This window comes from Nocardia sp. NPDC059236, assembly GCF_042754085.1.
Lineage (GTDB): Bacteria > Actinomycetota > Actinomycetes > Mycobacteriales > Mycobacteriaceae > Nocardia.
In genome coordinates, this window is record NZ_JBHZAF010000002.1 from 727183 (window position 1) to 744340 (window position 17158).

Annotated in this window: 8 protein-coding genes and 2 pseudogenes; all 10 read right to left on the minus strand. The window is 68.3% G+C overall.

Going from position 1 to position 17158, the window contains the following annotated elements:
- Positions 1–168: 168 nt before the first annotated feature.
- Positions 169–375 carry a DUF5988 family protein gene (locus tag ACFXIV_RS08470; RefSeq protein ID WP_354851037.1) on the minus strand — a complete coding sequence of 69 codons (207 nt, stop codon included), beginning with the start codon at positions 373–375 and terminating at the stop codon, positions 169–171.
- A gap of 117 nt (positions 376–492) precedes the next feature.
- Positions 493–969, minus strand: a complete 477-nt coding sequence (locus ACFXIV_RS08475) for a hypothetical protein (protein WP_379393114.1) — start codon at positions 967–969, stop codon at positions 493–495.
- A gap of 127 nt (positions 970–1096) precedes the next feature.
- A complete protein-coding gene (locus ACFXIV_RS08480) occupies positions 1097–2641 on the minus strand; it encodes an acyl-CoA carboxylase subunit beta (protein WP_379393113.1) in 1545 nt (514 codons plus the stop codon).
- 54 nt (positions 2642–2695) lie between these two features.
- Complete coding sequence (gene pks13, locus ACFXIV_RS08485) at positions 2696–7831, minus strand: polyketide synthase Pks13 (protein WP_379393112.1); 5136 nt, start codon at positions 7829–7831, stop codon at positions 2696–2698.
- 168 nt (positions 7832–7999) lie between these two features.
- Positions 8000–9922 carry a long-chain-fatty-acid--AMP ligase FadD32 gene (gene fadD32 / locus ACFXIV_RS08490; protein ID WP_379393111.1) on the minus strand — a complete coding sequence of 641 codons (1923 nt, stop codon included), beginning with the start codon at positions 9920–9922 and terminating at the stop codon, positions 8000–8002.
- Between the two features lie 472 nt (positions 9923–10394).
- A complete protein-coding gene (locus ACFXIV_RS08495) occupies positions 10395–11378 on the minus strand; it encodes a cutinase family protein (protein ID WP_379393110.1) in 984 nt (327 codons plus the stop codon).
- Positions 11375–11911, minus strand: a complete 537-nt coding sequence (locus ACFXIV_RS08500; RefSeq protein ID WP_379393108.1) for a DUF732 domain-containing protein — start codon at positions 11909–11911, stop codon at positions 11375–11377. The genes ACFXIV_RS08495 and ACFXIV_RS08500 overlap by 4 nt, the downstream gene beginning before the upstream one ends.
- 550 nt (positions 11912–12461) lie before the next feature.
- Positions 12462–14258 (minus strand): annotated as a pseudogene (locus ACFXIV_RS08505) (alpha/beta hydrolase-fold protein); the annotation flags it as partial.
- A 269-nt stretch (positions 14259–14527) separates the two neighbouring features.
- Positions 14528–15505 carry an alpha/beta hydrolase gene (locus tag ACFXIV_RS08510; protein WP_379393106.1) on the minus strand — a complete coding sequence of 326 codons (978 nt, stop codon included), beginning with the start codon at positions 15503–15505 and terminating at the stop codon, positions 14528–14530.
- Between the two features lie 193 nt (positions 15506–15698).
- A pseudogene (locus ACFXIV_RS08515) lies at positions 15699–17051 on the minus strand (alpha/beta hydrolase-fold protein); the annotation flags it as partial.
- Between the last annotated feature and the right edge of the window lie 107 nt (positions 17052–17158).

Here is a 17158-nt window from a genome sequence, read left to right on the forward strand (position 1 = left end):
CCCATGCCCCCCCCCCCCGCGCTGGCCCCCCCCCCGGGGGGCCCCGGCGGGGGTTGGGGGCCCCGGGGTACGGGGCGCGTGTCGGCCCCGGGCACCGTTGCGGGGGGGGGCCCCCCCGCGCGGGGGGGGGCGGCCACTGCTCTTTCGGGTCCTATCGAATTCCAGTTGCTATTTCTTGACGTCCACGTGTGCCACCCACTCGTAGACGGGCAGACTCCCCTCCGGAGTGTCCTGCCAGCGTGACGTCACTTTGTAGCGCTCGTACCCGTCCCCGAACGCCACTCGCAACTCGACGCCCGGTGGCGTGATCGGGACGATCCGCGTTTCGAGGCCATCCGGCCCGCCTTCGAGTAGCGCCAAGGGTGAGGTACTCATAGCTGAAGGCTCTCACATCTGTACGGGTCACCCGATAGATTCAGCGCAATCGGCGAGCCGCCTGAACAAGCCGCCCGTGAGCGGGGCGAGGCCGGCTCCAGACGGGGCGAATCGGTGTCAGACGAGGCCGAACTGGCTCAGCAGGCCGCTCAGCAGGCCGCCGATGATCGGAATCTTCGAGGCGCTGCCGGTGCCCATGCCGCCCACCGGAACCGCGGTGACGCTGATGCCGATGGTCTGGGCGTTGCTGCTGGTGCTGCTGCCGTCGTCACTCGCGATGAGCGTGTACGTACCCGCCGTCGTCGGGGTCCACTGATAGGTCGCGTGACCGGTGGAATCCACCGGAGAGGCGCCCATGTACACGGCTGCGCCGCCGGACGGGCTTCCGATCCAGAAGCCCACCTGGCTGCCCGCGTTCGAGCCGCCGACCGACGCCGTCAGGGTGTAGGTCGTATTGGTGTGCGCCAGCCCGGTCCCGGCCGACAGCCCGGTGACCTGTGCGGAGGCGGCCGGTGCGGCGGACAGGACCGCCAGGGCGGTCGCGGCGGTGGCCGCGCCGCCGATGATCGTGTGCCGAATTCGAAGGGTAGCCATTACTGCTTCGCTCCCAAGCTCTCATTTGCGAAATTGAAATGAGATGTTTTCACACACGAGGTCGGGTCGCAATGGCCGGCGTCGAATCCCGCAATGGCGCGCGCCGAACCCGCCGAAACAGGCGCCGCTACAACGGCAGCAGATGATGTTTGCGGGGATTGCCCGGAGCCTTCTTGTCGCGCAGCAGGTGCAGGGCGCGCCGAATTTCCAGGCGGGTGGTGGCGGGCTCGATGACCGCGTCGATATAGCCGCGTTCGGCCGCCACCCAGGGCGTCGCGACGGTGGCGTTGTAGAACTCGATCATCTGCTTGCGCATGGCCGCGCGCTCCGGCTCCGCGGCCGCCGCCAGGGTCTTGGCGCCGATGAGCGACACCGCGCTCTCCGCGCCCATGACCGCGATCCGGGCGGTGGGCCAGGCCAGATTCACATCCGCGCCCAGCTGTTTGGACCCCATGACGGCATAGCCGCCGCCGTAGGACTTGCGGATGACCACGGTGACCTTCGGGACGGTGGCCTCCACGAAGGAGAAGATGAACCGGCCGCCGCGCTTGATGACGCCGATCTTCTCCTGCTCCACTCCGGGTAGGAAGCCCGGGGTGTCGACGACGAAGACCAGCGGGATTTCGAAGGCGTCGCAGAGCCGCACGAAATGGGCGGCCTTGTCCGAGGCGCGGGCATCGAGCGCACCGGCGTAGACCAGGGGCTGATTGGCCACCACGCCGACCGTGCGGCCGTCCACGCGGCTGAAGCCGCAGATGACGTTCTTGCCCGCGGCCTCACCGAATTCGTGGAACGCGCCGTCGTCGAAGATCCGGAGCAGGATCTCGTGCATGTCGTAGCCGGCATTGTCGGAATCGGGCACGATGCCGTTGAGTTCCAGGTCGGTGTCGGTGATCTCCGGTTCCAGCCCCGGATTCACCACCGGCGGCAGCTCCGTGCAGCTCGACGGCAGATAGCCGAGGTACTCGCGCACCCACTCGAAGGCAGCGGCCTCGTCCGGGGCCACATGGTGGATATTGCCGTACTGGGCTTGGGATTTCGCGCTGCCGAGCTCCTCGAGGCTGACGTCCTCACCGGTGACCTCACGAATCACCTTGGGCCCGGTGACGAACATGTAGGCCGCTTCGGTGGCCACCACCACGTCGGTATTGATGGGCGCGTAGACCGCGCCGCCCGCGCAGCTGCCCAGGATCATGGAGATCTGAGGCACCAAGCCGGACAACGGTTCCTGACGCCGGCCCAGCTCGGCGTACCAGGCCAGGGAGGTCACCGCCTCCTGCACGCGGGCGCCGCCGGAGTCGTTGATGCCGACCACCGGGCAGCCCATCTTGGCCGCGAATTCCAGGATGCCGGCGACCTTGCGCCCGAACATCTCGCCGACCGAACCGCCGTAGACGGTCTGGTCGTGCGAGAAGACGGCCACCGGGCGGCCCTCCACCAGGCCGTGGCCGGTGACCACGCCATCCCCGAAGAGGGCGGCCTTGTCGCCCGGATTGCGCACCAGCGCACCGACTTCCACGAAAGTGCCGGGATCCAGCAGCATCTCGATGCGGTCGCGGGCCGAGGGAATTCCCTTCCTGGCCCGCTTGGCGATTCCCGCGTCTCCCGCCGGTTCCCTCGCGATGTCGAGCTTGTGTCGAAGGTCGGCGAGTTTGTCGGCGGTGGTGCTCACTTGGACACTCCTCTCGGCAAAACCTACTTTCGCAGAACTCGTGTCGTCGTGGTGCTATTTCGTTGTGGTGTCGATCTCCGACAATTTCTTGGCGAGATCGGCGCCGATGGTGGCGATCCGCGGCTCGTCGATGATCTGGATGTGATCGCCCGGAATGTGGATGATCTCCAGATTCGGAATGTGTTCCTGCCAGCCGCCGTTCGGCCGCCGGTCCGCGAAACGCGGTTCCAGCTCGATCATTCCGTCGTGGTAGCGATCGGCGAGGTAGAGGGCGACGGCGCCGTCGTACTTCGACGGCTCGATCTTCTGCAGCTCCTTGCTGTCGATCCATGAGGTGCGCTGATGCTCGATCACGCCGCCCGGGATGTCGACCCCGGCGAACTTCAGCAGCTCCATGATGATGTCGATCTGCTCCGCGTCGGACGCCGCGGCCAGCTCCTCGAGCTGCTCCTGATCGAGTTCGCCATTGAAGCCGTAGGTCTTCTGCGCGAACGCCTGGTAGCGGCGGATCCGCTCCACCCGCTCCTCGGGGGCGTCACTGAAGGGCTCGACCGGAATGGCCAGGTCGATCAGGCCGACGTGCCGGACGTCCGCACCCTCGGCGCGCATGATCTCGCCGACCTTCAACGCGAACACCGCGCCCAGCGACCAGCCGTAGAAAATGTACGGGCCCTCCGGCTGCCGCTTGCGGATCTCCGAAATGTACTGGTGCGCACGCTCTTCGATGGTGCCCTCGACCCGCTCCAGGCCGTACATCGGAGTCCCGGCCGGGAGCCGGTTCAGCAGCGGCTCGTACACCAGGGTGTTGCCGCCCGAAGCGTGGAACACGAAGACCGGCACCGCATTCGAACCGGCCTCCTTCGCGCGCAGCGTGCGCACGAAGCCCTCCAGATCGGAGCTCTTGCCCTGATAGCGGACAACGACCTCGGACAGCTGCTCGATGGTCTTGCAGGCCCGCACCTCGGCCGGATCGACCTCGGCCTTGACCCGCTCCGACAGCCGGGCCACCAGCTTCTCCAGCGTGGTGTCGTCGATCTCGGGCAGCCGGTTGAAGATGCCGCCCGCCGTCTTGCCGGTCACCAGCGCCCAGGTGGCGAAGGCGAGTCGCTCCTCGCCGTTGCGCGGGGGCACATTGTCGGCATCGGTCTCGGCGATCGGCGCGGCGGACTCGTGCTCCGCGACGATCTCCTCGGCCTCGGCCACCACATCGGTGGTCTCGGCCTCGGGCAGCAGCGCGGCCGGATCCTCGCCGGCGGCCATGGCGGCCCGCGCGGCGGAGATGAAGTCGGCGTCGACGGTGATGTCCTCACCGGCGGCCTGCCGCGCGGCGATGTCGGCGAGCTGATCGCGATGCTCGATGGCGTAGCGCAGCACCTTGCCGACCTCGAGCAGGCTGGCATCGCGCACGGCCTGGATCTGCAGCTGCGGAATGTCGAACTCGTATTCCACGCGGTTCTTGATGCGCATGGCCATCAGCGAATCCAGACCCAGCTCCATCAGCGGGATCTCCATCGGGAGGTCCTCGACCGCGTAGCCCATGGACTCGGCCACGATGATGGCCAGGCGCTGCTCGATGGTCTGCGTGCCCTTGGGATCCCAGCGCTCGCCGGGGGCGGCCTCGACCACCTCGACCGCCGGAGCCGCCTGGACGGCCGCGACCGGCTGCGCCACAGCCGATTCCGGCAGCGGCGCGGCCAGGGGTGCGTGAGTGGGGAGAGACGCAGTGACGACGGCGTCGAAGAGGGGGCGGAAGGCATTGCCCTCCTTGGCGTGCACCGACACCGACGCGCCGCCCGGGTGGGGGGTGAGCGTGGTGGTCAGCGTGCCGGTGGCAGGGACCGCGCCGTGCGCGATGGAGGCGCCGACGGTGACATCCGAGAGCACCTGCGCGGCAGCGGCATTCACCAGCGCGGCCAGGTCGGTGACGGCCGGGGCCTGCACCTCCCAGACGTGGCGGCCGTCCGGCAGCGCGACATGCGCGCCCGGGACACGAGCATTGCCCGCGCCGCCGCCGAAGCCGCCGGTCACCTTGGGCCAGTACTGCTTGCGCAGGAACGCGGTGCGCGGCGCGGCGGCGTAGTCACCGGCGGGCAGCAGCGAGGGCAGGTCCACCTTGTGGCCGTGCACGTACAGCTGCGCCAGCGCGGAGATGACGCCCGCGGCCTCGTCCTCCTTGCGCTTCAGGGTCGGGATGAGTGCCGCATTGTGCACGCCCGCCGCGAAGGTGGTGCCCAGGACCTGCATGAGCGCAACGGAATTCGGCGCGAGTTCCAGGAAGGTGGTGATACCGGTGTCGACGGCCTGCCGGATGGCGTTGGTGAAGTACACCGAGCCGCGCATGTTCATGACCCAGTAGTCCACGTCCTGCACGGGGGGGTGCCCGGCGCGGTAGACGGTGTCCTTGTGGACGGTCGAGTAGAGGTCGCGCTTGAGCTTGGTGGGCTCGATGCCGGCCAGCTCGGCGGCGAGTTCGCCCAGCAGCATGTCCATCTGCGAGGTGTGGCCCGCGCCGCGGGTCTGCAGCACGCGGGCGAACTTGCCCTCGGCCTCGGCGCGCGCCACGATCGCGTGCACCTGGTCCGGCATGCCGCCGATCACCGTGTTGTTGGGCGCGGCGTACACCGCGACCTCGATCTCGGGGAACTCGGTCTCGACCAGCTTGGCGATCTCCTCGGCGGAGTACTCCAGCAGCGCCATATTGCGGACCTGGTCGTCGGTGAGCATGGCCTCGCCCTCGGCCATCAGCCGCGAGCGCGCGCAGATCACCCGGACCGCGTCCTCGAGCGGCAGACCGCCCGAAATGTACGCTCCCGCAACCTCACCCTGGGAGTGGCCGACCACGCCCTCGGGCTCGGCGCCGTGCGCGCGCAGGATCGAGGCCAGACCCACCTGGATGGTGAAGGTACCGACCTGGCCGGTGCCGATGTCCCAGTCCATGGAGTCGTCGAGGATCATCTCCTTGACCGAGTACCCGGCCTCGTCCATGACCAGCTCGTCGACCTGATCGACGGCCTTACGGAAGATCGAGTTCTCGGTGTAGAGCTGCTTGCCCATCTTGCGGTGCTGCGCACCGAAACCGGCCATCACCCACAGCGCGCCCTTGGCGGCGGGGGAATCGGCGGTCCAGACGCCATTGCCCGGCTTGCCCTCGGCGATGGCCCGCAGGCCCGCGATGGCCTCGTCATGGGTCTTGGCCACGACCACGCCGCGCGAACGGCCGTGGTTGCGCTTGGCCAGCGTCCGGGCCACATCCGCCAGCGGAGTCGCCTGTCCCGCTTCGGATTCCAGCCAGTCGGCCAGATCCTTGGCGGCGCGCTTGCGCCGCGACGGCAGGTAACCCGACACCGGGAGGATCAGCGGCATCGGCTCTTCGCGATTGCCCCACTCCGGTTCCGGCGCAACGGTTTCGGTGATGGCCTCGGCGACCACGTCGGTGGTCTCGTTGTCGAGGCCGGTGGTCTCGGAAACCCCCGCTGCGGCGAGGGCCGGCACGTACTCCTGGATGACCACGTGCGCATTGGTGCCACCGAAGCCGAAGCCGGAGACGCCGATGGTGGCCTTGCCGCTGTAACGCGGGAATTCGGTGGGCTGGTCGGTGACCTTCAGATGCGCCTGGTCGAACGGAATGAAGGGGCTGGGACCCGCGAAGTTGAGGTGCGGCGGAATGACGTTGTGCTGCAACGCCATGATGACCTTCGCGAGGGCCGCGGCGCCGGCCGCGGCCTCCAGGTGACCGAAATTGGTCTTGGCCGAACCCAGCAGGGCGGGCTTGTCGGCCTCACGGCCCCGGCCGATGACGCGACCGAGCGCATCCGCCTCGATCGGGTCGCCGATGGGGGTGCCGGTGCCGTGCGCCTCGATGTAGTCGACCTGGGACGGCGGGATTCCGGCATCCCGGTAGGCGCTGCGCAGCACATCGGCCTGCGCGTCCGGGTTCGGGGCCAGCAGGCCGTTGGACCGGCCGTCGCTGTTGACCGCGGAGCCCTTGACGACCGCGTAGATGGTGTCGCCGTCGCGCTCGGCATCGGCCAGCCGCTTGAGCACGACCAGACCGCCGCCCTCGGAGCGGACCATGCCGTCGGCGTCCGACGAGAACGCCTTGATGTGACCGTCCTTCGACACACCGCCATTGGCGTCGAAGGCCAGCGTCGCGGCCGGGGACAGCAGCACGTTCGTGCCACCGGCCAGCGCCAGATCGGCCTCGCCGTTGCGCAGCGCCCGAACGGCCTGGTGCACCGCTACCAGCGAGGACGAGCACGCGGTGTCGACGGCCACCGACGGGCCACGGAAGTCGTAGAAGTACGAGACCCGGTTGGGGATGATGGCCGAGACGCTGCCCATGATGCCGTAGCCCTCGGCCGAGAGCGGCGTGCCGGGATCGGTGTTCCCGACCGCCATGCCCGCGATGATCATGAACTCGGTGCTGGTCGAACCGATGAAGACGCCGACCTGCTCACCCTTGAGGGTGTTGGCGGGAATCCTGGCGTGCTCCAGCGCTTCCCAGGTCAGCTCGAGCGCCATCCGCTGCTGCGGGTCCATGCGCTCCACCTCGACCGGGGAGATGGCGAAGAACTCGGCGTCGAAGTTCTTGAGGACGTCCTGGTCGAGGTAGCCGCCCTTGGTGTTGGACTTGGCGATCTGCTCCACGAGGCGCGGATCGTCGAGGAACTCCGCCCAGCGGCCCTCGGGTAGGTCGCGAATCGCGTCACCGCGGTTGATCAGGAAGTCCCAGGTGGATTCGGGCGTATCGCCCGCACCCGGCAGGCGGGTGGACAGACCGACGATGGCGACATCGTGCGCCTCGCCCGGCTGGAAACCCTGGGTGTAGAACGAGTCGTCGGCCACGTCGGCAGGAAGGTCGGGCTCCCCATTGATGATTCGCTCGGCCAGCGAGGCGATGGTCGGGTGCTGGTAGACGATTGTCGCGTTCAGCAGGACCCCCGTCAGCTCCTCGATATCGCCACCGAGTGCGAGGGCATCGCGCGAGGCCAGGCCGAACTCCTCCATCGGCCGGTCCACGGTGATGTTCTCGATCGGCTGCCCGGTCGCATCGGCGACCCAGCGGCGCAGCCATTCCCGCAGGTCGGCCACCGACATGTCGGCCGCGGCAGGTTTCTGCGTGGCCGCACCTTCGGCCGCCGGTGCGTTCTCGGTCGTCTGGGTGGGGTCCGTGCCCTCGTTCTCAGCCATCAGTTCCTCAAGCTACCTGTCTGCTCACGGTGCGCGGCGTTCTTATCGAGACTCTCGCCGTTCCCTGCCCGAACGGCTCTGTCTTCGCGTGCCGGAACGGCACTGCCTTTCATGCATGAATGGCGCGAACCGAACGGGCTCGCGCCATCCAACTTCGAGACGGTCGTCTCACTCCTCGTCCGGTGCATCGGGGAAGGCCTGCTGCGTGTAACCACCACGCAGCGTGCCGCCGATGTACTCCGCCTTGCAGGCGCGACGGGCGATCTTGCCGCTGGAGGTACGCGGAATCGAACCGGCCGGAACGAGGAGGATGTCACGCGCGGTGACACCGTGCCGGGACGAGATGGCCGCGCGGACCGCATCCGCGATGGGCCCCGGATCGGCCTTGCCCGCGCCCGGGCCGCGCTCGGCCACGATGACCAGCTGCTCGCTGGCGTCGTCGGCGTCGTATTGCAGGCCCGAATGGCTGTCCTGCGCAAAGACTTCGGCGGGCAGCTGGTTGGCGGGCACCGCAAAGGCGGCGATGAAACCGGGGCGCAGCATGGTCGAGGCCTCCTGGGCGGAGTACTCGAGATCCTGCGGGTAGTGGTTGCGGCCGTCCACGATGACCAGGTCCTTGACGCGGCCGGTGATGTAGAGCTCGCCGTCCACGTAGACGCCGTAGTCACCGGTGCGCAGCCAGATGCCGTCGGCCGGCACGCCCTCCGCGTGGCTGTCCTCGGACAGTCGATGCGCGAGCTGGTTACGGAAGGTCTTCTGGGTCTCCTCGGAGCGGCCCCAGTAGCCGATGCCGATGTTGTTGCCGTGCAGCCAGATCTCGCCGACCTGCCCGTCGGGCAGCTCACGCGCGCCCTCGGGCGAGTCGATGGAGTCGCCGTCCACGATGGTCGCCCACTGCGACAGCGCGATGTAACCGCAGGACACCTGGGCGATGGAGTTCTCCGTGCCCTGCTCGACCTTCTTCACGCGACCGGCATTGAGCTCCAGCCGGTCCACGTAGATGACCTTGGCCTCGTCCTCGTGCCGGGTGGCCGACACGAACAGGGTGGCCTCGGCCATGCCGTAGCACGGCTTGATGGCGGTCTTGGGCAGGCCGTACGGGGCGAACGCCTCGTTGAACTTCTTCATCGAGGTGGTGGTCACCGGCTCGGAGCCGTTGATCAGGCCGAGCACGTTCGACAGGTCCAGCGACTCGCCCGGCTTGGGCAGGCCGCGCACGGCGGCGTGCTCGAAGGCGAAGTTCGGTGCGGCGGCGAAGGTTCCGGCGCCGTCGGACACCGCGGCCAGCTCGTTGATCCAGCGCGAGGGCCGGCGCACGAACGAGGCCGGGGACATGATGGTGATGTACTTGCCGCCCACGGCGGGCAGGATCACCGTCAGCAGACCCATGTCGTGGTACAGCGGCAGCCAGGTCACGCCGCGCGAATTCTCGTTCAGATCAAGCGCGTTCACCATCTGCAGCACATTGGTGCCGACACCGCGGTGGGTGATCTCGACACCGGCGGGCACCCGGGTGGAGCCGGAGGTGTACTGCAGGTAGGCGATGTCGTCGACCACGATGTCGGGGCGGATCCAGGACTCCCCGACGCTGTCGGGAATCGCGTCGACGGCGATGATGCGCGGGCGCTGGGCCGCGGGCAGCGACCGGAAGAACTGGCGGACACCGGCGGCGGAGGAGCTCGCCGTCAGGATCGCGGCGGGCGTGCAGTCACCGAGGACCGCGTGCAGGCGATCGGTGTGGCCCGGTTCGTCCGGATCGAACAGCGGCACGGAGATGGTGCCCGCGTAGATGGCGGCGAAGAAGGAGATGACGTAATCCAGGCCCTGCGGAGCCAGGATCGCGACCCGATCGCCCCGCTTGGTCACCTGCTGCAGTCGGGCGGCCACCGCGCGCAGCCGCGTACCGAACTGACTCCAAGTGAGGTCCTGGTACTCACCGTCGCGCTCGCGTGAGTAGTCGATGTAGCGGTAGGCCAAGTCATTGGCGTCGTTACCGTGAGTGTGCTTCTCGACGTAGTCGACGAGGGTGCGTCCCTCGGGAATCGTGATGTTCCCCGTTTCGTCGAGGTAATCGTCGAAAGTCTCGTCCATTCCTTCTTCTCCTCCGAGGCACACGCGGCATGAGACGGCATGCATTGCCGCTGTTACCTGTGAGGCCCCGACTCTCTTCGCCCGCGGGAGCTCCATGCGAGAGCCAACCTGCAGAATTGTGTTGCGGTCTGCGCGGTGACCGTCTAATGGCTAGATGTTCTCAAACCAGGGACATGTTACAGAGGAGCCGCCCGGCCATGCTTCGGAGCGGCCGAACATCTCCCAGCTCACACCTCTGGACTAGTGCTTCACCGGCGCGAATGCCTCCAAATGGGTGGGGAGCGCCCCACATAGGACACAACTAGGACTGGATGTGAGTTGCCGCACGCACCGGGTCTCGGCAGTGTCGCAACCCGGAGCACTTTACCGGGTGACCCCGAAACTGGGGGGTCGGTCGGTGGGGGTCACACCGCCGGTGAAGTACCCATCGACCAGGGTGCGCCCGAACGCATAAGGTTCGCTGAGTAACGGCTTACGTATGTGCAGGGTGCGGAGCGTTTTCGATGAGACCCGACGCCCAGTTCACCGTCCACTCGGTGGCGGTGGTGCCGTTGTCGTCCACCTGGTAGCCGTTGTAGAGGCTGTGCACCGGATTGCCCGCGGCGCGGACCAGGATGTTCAGGCTGCCGAGGATATTGTTCGGGCTCAGTGCCTGGCGAGGGGAATCACAGATCAGATCGCCTGCGGCACAGATGGTGAAGGTGCGGCCGGTGAGCTTGCCGTAGCCGCCACGCGGTCCGGTCATGGTGATACCGGGGACGTTCAGGCCCTTGAGCGCCACCTCCGCGCCCACGCCGGGCGGGGTCGGGCCGATCTCGACGGCCTCGCCCGGATCGCCGACATCGCGGCGCCCGTCGGCGATGGTGGTCACGCCCAGCACCAGGTCCTCGGCCACCGGGCCCTTGCCCGCGCCGATCTGCGCGGCGATGTCACCGACGATCACCGCGCCCTGCGAGAAACCCGCCAGAACGTAAGTGGTGAGCGGACATTGAGCGGCGGTCTGCGCGAGCTTGTCGGTGGCCCGCTTGGCGCCCTCGGAACGGCTGTTGTTGTAGGAGGACTGCCCGTCCGGCGGAATGGCGACCGGATTGGAGAACTGCGCGACGTACGGGACGGTGTAGACCTCGACCCGCTCATCGGGGAACTTGGCCCGAATCGGGTTGGAGATGTTCAGCATCAGCGACGCCGGGTTCGCGGCCGGGCTGTAGGGGTCGTCGTGGCTGTTCGACTCCCAGGTGCCCGGCACGGACAGCATGAACACGTCCGGGCAGGTGGCCGGCTGCGAACTCGGACGGGGCGGGGCCGGCGGCTTGGGGCCGGGCAGCCGCAACCGGCCGGCCAGCAGGTACCACAACAGCAGCGCCACCACGACCACGATCACGATCGCGGCGATGGCGAGCAGCAGGCAACCCACTGGCCGCGACCGGGTCTGTCCGATTCGGCGTCGCGTCGTCACTTGTTGCAGTAGCTCTTCGAGGCGACGTCGTAGTAGATCTTGCCCGCCTGCTCGACCGTCATCTTGGACGGATCGAAGGACGGATCGGAACCGGCGATCGCGGTCACATAGGTGATGATCTGATCCTGCGGGGCGTTCTCCGACTTACCCTGGCACACCAGATTGGCCGCGGTGACGGCGATATCCGGGGAACCCGGGGTGATACCGGCCTTCTTCAGGTCGTCGAGGAAGCTCTTCTCCTTGTCCGACAGCGCCGGGGAGCCGTTCGGGGTGGTGATGAACTGGCTCGGCACCGGAGCCGGGCGCTCGGCCGTGGAGCTGGGGGTCCCGGCATCCGGCGTGGCCTGCGGAGCCTGCTGATCCGTGGACGGCGTCGCCTCGCCCGGGGTGGCGGGCGCGGCGGCCGTGGTCTTGGTTGTTGTCAGCGTGGGCGTGCTCTTGGCGGTCGAGTCATTGCTACCGCAAGCGGCGAGCAGTCCAGCGGCGGCGATGGCGGCCACCACGCCGAATACCTTTCCACGGGTACCGTGCATCAATTCGCTTCCTATATCTGTCCAGGGGCAAGAGGTCGCCCCCAGGCTAGCCGCAACCCGGGACGGAGTCCCGGGCCACAACGGAACCACATCTACTTCTTAGGGCCGATTAGGGCTGTTTGGCCGGAAAGTCTCAGTTGGGACGGACCTCCGGACCCAGCGCCGGAATGGGCGCGGGCTGCGCCGGATCGGCAGGTGGGAGCACGGATGCCGGGGCCGGAGCCGTGGCGGGTGCCGGAGCCGCAGCAGGTGCAGGGGCCGCGGCGGGTGCAGGGGCCGGAGCCATGCCGGGTGCAGGTGCCGGAGCCGTGGCGGGTGCCGGAGCAGGTGCAAGGGTCGCGGCCGGGGCCGGCGCGGCAGGGGCGGCGGCCGGGGTCGCCGGCACGGGGACCGGAGCCTCGGGGGCGGGGGCCGGCGGCACCGGCTGCGGCAGGACGGGCAGGCCCGGCAGCGGGAGTGCGGGCTGCTGGGCGGCCGGCTTGGCCGGGTCCGGCTTGGGCTGCTCGGCGCCGGGGATGGCGATCGGGCGGCCGTCGTGGGTGGCCGCGGCGGCTCGGCCGTCGCGGGTGGTGATGGTGCCGCCCTGGAAGGTCTGCTGGGTGCCGCCCGGGGTCGGGCTCTCGTCGGAGATCGGGTAGCCGAGCGGTCCGTTCTCGAATCCGGTTGCGCCCCAGGCGTCCATGATCGGACCGGTCCGCACGCCCCAGGCGCCCGAGAGCGGGCTCCAGTAGATATTGCCGCCCTCGAAGCCGGACCAGCGGCCGAAGTCGCGCACCGGCTGCTCACCCGAGGTCGGGAATCCGTAAGGGCTGTTCTCGAATCCGAGCTGCGCGTACTTGCCCAGGATCAGGCCCTGCACCAGGTGCGCGCCGGTCCTGGCGCTGAAGTACATGGGCCCGTTCTCGAAACCCTGTACCGCACCGTCCTTCTGGGGCGTCCGGGCCTCCTGGCCGGTGGGGTACCCGGCCGGGCCCCGCTCGTAGCCCTGCCTGGCCCATTCGTCGAGGATGGCCCCGCGCACCGCCTGCGCACCGGTCTGCGGAGTCCAGTAGATCGACCCGTGCTGGAACGGCTGCAGTCGGCCGCGGCCGTCGGGCAGGCCGCCCTCGCCCGCGATCGGGAAGCCCAGAGCGCTTGCCGCCGTGCCCAGTCCGCCATAGCTGCCGCCGATCGCACCCGCGACCGTCTGGGCGCCGGTGGCCGGCGAGAAGAACACCTTGCCGCCGCGGAAGTCCTGGGCCACGCCGCCGGGCAGCGGGTACTCCGCGGTGAGGCAGTCACCGAGCCAGGAGTTGCCCTGCGCCACCGGCGCGATCGCGCCACCGGTCCTGCAGTCGACGGGGGTCGCGTCCACGCCCAGCGCGGTGGCCGTCTGCGGCCAGGCCTGGCGCATCTCGAAATCCCAGTACGGCCAGGTGTGGGTGCCGGACTGGCGGTAGTTCACCGAGACGGGGATGTTCAGCTTGTTGAGCTTGGCCACGAAGTTCTGGGTGCTCAGCCGGGACAGCACCTCGAGGCTCAGGCCCGCGTAATTGCTTGTTATGCCCGGAATGTCGGAGAGCGGGTCGGTCGTGCCCGCGACGCCGTTGCCGCTGGAGACGTAGAGGGCCACGCCCTTGAGCTTGTCGGCCAGCTCGTAGGGGTCGTGTTCCTTCCAGGCCGGGCTGCCCGGCGGGCCGAACATCTTCGCCGAGTCGAAGCCGCCCGCGTCGTGCATGGCGAAATCGACCGCCTGCGGCATACCGAGCGATGTCAGGGTGAGAAAGCCGGAGTAGGAGGCGGCCGAGCGCACCCAGCCGGGATTGCGGGCGGCCAGCATCATGGCCGCGGTGCCGCCCATCGAGAGTCCCTCCACCGCACGCGCATCGGTGGCGCGGAACTGGCTCTCCAGCAACGGCGGGAGCTCCTTCACCAGGAAGGTCTCCCACTGGTAGTTGTGGCCGTTGTCGGGGGCCAGCCAGTCGGCGTAGAAGCTGGACTGGCCGCCGATCGGCAGCACCACCAGGGAATTCTTGTCGGCGTAGAAGCCGGCCGCGCCCGCGTCCTTGGTCCAGCCGTTCTCGTCGTCGGTGGCCCGCAGACCGTCGAGCATGTAGACGACGGGGAACCTGGCGTCCGGCTTGGCGTTCCAGTCCCGCGGCAGCAGCAACTGGACTTCGACGGGTGCGCCGGTGGCCGGCGAATTCACCCACAGGGCGACCCGGTGGTCGTTGAGCCACGACATCTTCTGGATGGACGCCGCGGGAGCGGCGGGCGCATCCGGTGCCGCGCTTGCCGGTCCGCACTGCGCGAAAGTGCCCGCGGCCAGCGGAAACAGCGCCGCTACAGCACATGCCATCCAGCGCATGCGCCTTCTTTTGATCCCACGGACAACTCTAGCCACACAAGTGTTGTACCTCCGCAAGCCCGCCAGTCCCGGCAGGACACACGGAAACGGACCGTTCCACAGCAAACGTCCAGTTTCTTTCCCGCCTCCCCGCGCCTTCAGCGCACAGCTGAGATCCGTCGGCGTCCCACACGCGTGCCGGCGGTCAAGTGGCAAACCGATTTCGGGCGTGCCCCAGGAGTTACCCCGACCGCCACGAAATCAGCTGCTGCGTTGGCATACGTCCAGAGTCAAACCCCCAGTGCGGCGAGGATGTCGGGGCGGGCGGTGGCCAGTTGGTCCTGCCAGTAGGGCCAGGAGTGGGTGCCCGCGACCTGGAGGTTGTAGTGGGCGCCGATGCCGAGCTGGGTCATCCGGCCCACGAACGAGAGGGTGTTCACCATCGACAGGGCCTCCAGCGCAACGGCATTCGTGGTGTTGAAGATGCCGACTGGTGAGTCCGGGTGGTCGTGCGGGCCGAGCACGCCCCAGGACGCGGAGATGAACATGGGCAGGTTGCGGAGCTGCGGTGCGAAGACGAACGGGTCCATGCGCAGCCACTGCGGGCTCCAGGGCCAGGCCATGGAGTCGACATTGAAACGGCCGGCGTCGAGCATGGCGATGCGGATGGCCTCGCGCATGCCGGGCGCGGAGATGTTCAGGTAGCCCGAGAACGAGGAGGCGTGCTTGAACTGGTCGCGGTGATAAGCGGCCAGCGCCAGTGCCGCCGACCCGCCCATGGACAGTCCGGCCACCGCATTGTTGGTCCGGGAGACGCCGTAGCCCTCGAGGAAGGCGGGCAGCTCGTCGGTCAGGAAGGTCTCCCACCGGTAGGTGAACTTCTGCCCGTTGGTGTTCGAGGGCGAGCGCCAGTCGGTATAGAAGCTGGACTGCCCGCCGACCGGCATCACCAGGGTGACATTGTCATTGGCGAATTGATGCAGGGCATTGGTCTCGAAGCTCCAGGCATTGAAGTCGTCGCGGGCGCGCAGGCCGTCGAGCAGGTACAGCGCCGCGTCGCCGCCGTGCGCGGCCCACTGCACCTGCACCTTGATCGGGCCCATGCTGGAGGGCACCATCAGCTCCTCGAAGCCGCCCTCGCGGGCGCGGTGCTGAGGATGCGCGGGCGCGGCGAGGGCGGGCGCCGCCAGCGCCGGGAGCGCCAGCACGGCCGCGACGACCGCGAGGGCGCGCCGCCAGCCGCGTCTGACGCGGGCGCGTCCGGACATCCGAATCGAACCGTGCTGCGGGCATGACGAAGCGCCCTGTACTGCCATAGAGATCGATCTCCTGAACCGCAGGGGGAACCACACCGACGTGACGGGAGTCACGGACAACGGTGCACTCTACCGTCGATCCGGAGGTAATCGGCGGGTATCCGGTTCAGCTGGCGTGTATCTCGGCCCTGCCGTCGTGGAAAACGATGGTGCCGTGCTGGAAAGCCTGCTGCGCTCCGCCCGGTATGGGCGTTTCATCGGAGGTGGGAAAACCGAGTGCGCCAGCGGGTCCCGCCGCGCCCTGGTACGCGCCGCCGATCATGCCGCCCACCGGATGCGCGCCGGTGGCAGCCGACCACACCACCCGCCCGCCCCGGAAGTCCTGCGCCGCACCACCGGCCAGCGGATACTCCGCGGTCAGGCAGTCACCGAGCCACGACTTCGCCAGCGCCACAGTCTGAATCGCGCCCGCCGCGGCGCAGTCCGGCTTGCTCGCCTCCACGCCCAGCGCGGCCGCCGCCTGCGACCAGGACTGCCGCATCTCGAAATCCCAGTACGGCCAGGAATGCGTGCCGGAGGGCCGGTAGTTCACCTGCACCGGAATGCTGAGCTTGTCCAGCTTGGCCACGAACTGCTAAGAAGAGAAGCGCGACAACACTTCCAGCGCCATGCCGACCCAGTTGGTGCTCACGCCCGGAACCCCGGCCGGAATGTCGTGGACGCCTGCCAGGCCGCTGCCGCTGGACACATACAGGCTGAGGCCCTTCAGTTTTTCCGCGAGAGCGTACGGATCGTGCGATTCCCATTCCGCGTCGGTGGGTGGACCGTACATGGCGTCGGCGTTGTAGCCGCCCGCGTCCCGCATGGCGTACGCGATCGCCTGCGGCATACCGAGAGTCGTCAGCGCGAGGAAGCCGGAGAAGGAGGCCGCGTAGCGCACGAATCCGGGGTTGCGGGATGCCAGCATCATGGCCGCGGTGCCGCCCATGGAGAGCCCGGTCAGGCCGCGCACATTCGTGGTTCGCCAGTCGCGGTCCAGCAGCGGCGGCAATTCCCTGGTGAGGAAGGTTTCCCACTTGTAGGTCTTGCCGTTGTCGGGCTGCTTCCAATCGGAATAGAAGCTGGCCGCGCCGCCGACGGGCAGCACCACGGTGATGTTCTTGTCGGCGTAGAAGCCTTCCGCCCCAGCGTCTTTGGTCCACCCGCTCTGATCGTCGCCCGCACGCAGACCGTCGAGCAGGTAGAGCACGGGAAATTTGCTGTCCGGCTCGGCTTTCCAGTCTCTGGCCAGCAGCAGTTGCACCTGGATCTGGGTGCCCATGGCGGGGGAATCCACCCACAGGGCCACGCGTCTGTCGCTCAGCCACACCACATTTCGAATATCGGGTTTGGTGGGCTTCACCGGTTCACCCGCTGGTGGAGCGGCCCCCGGTTCCGCGAATGCCGTTGCGCCCCAACCGGCAACCCCACCCGTCAGCAAGGCTGTCGTGGCTACCGCGAGCGCGACCAGCCCTCTGCGGCCGCCCCTCCCCCATCTACCAATTGCCACAGCTGTCACAGTAGGTTTCTACCGCGTCGCGGCGAATGATGGGGAGGCATAAAAGAACCGGCCACCCTGTCGGATGGCCGGTTCATTCGTTCACGCTATCGCCCGGGGCGAGCAGC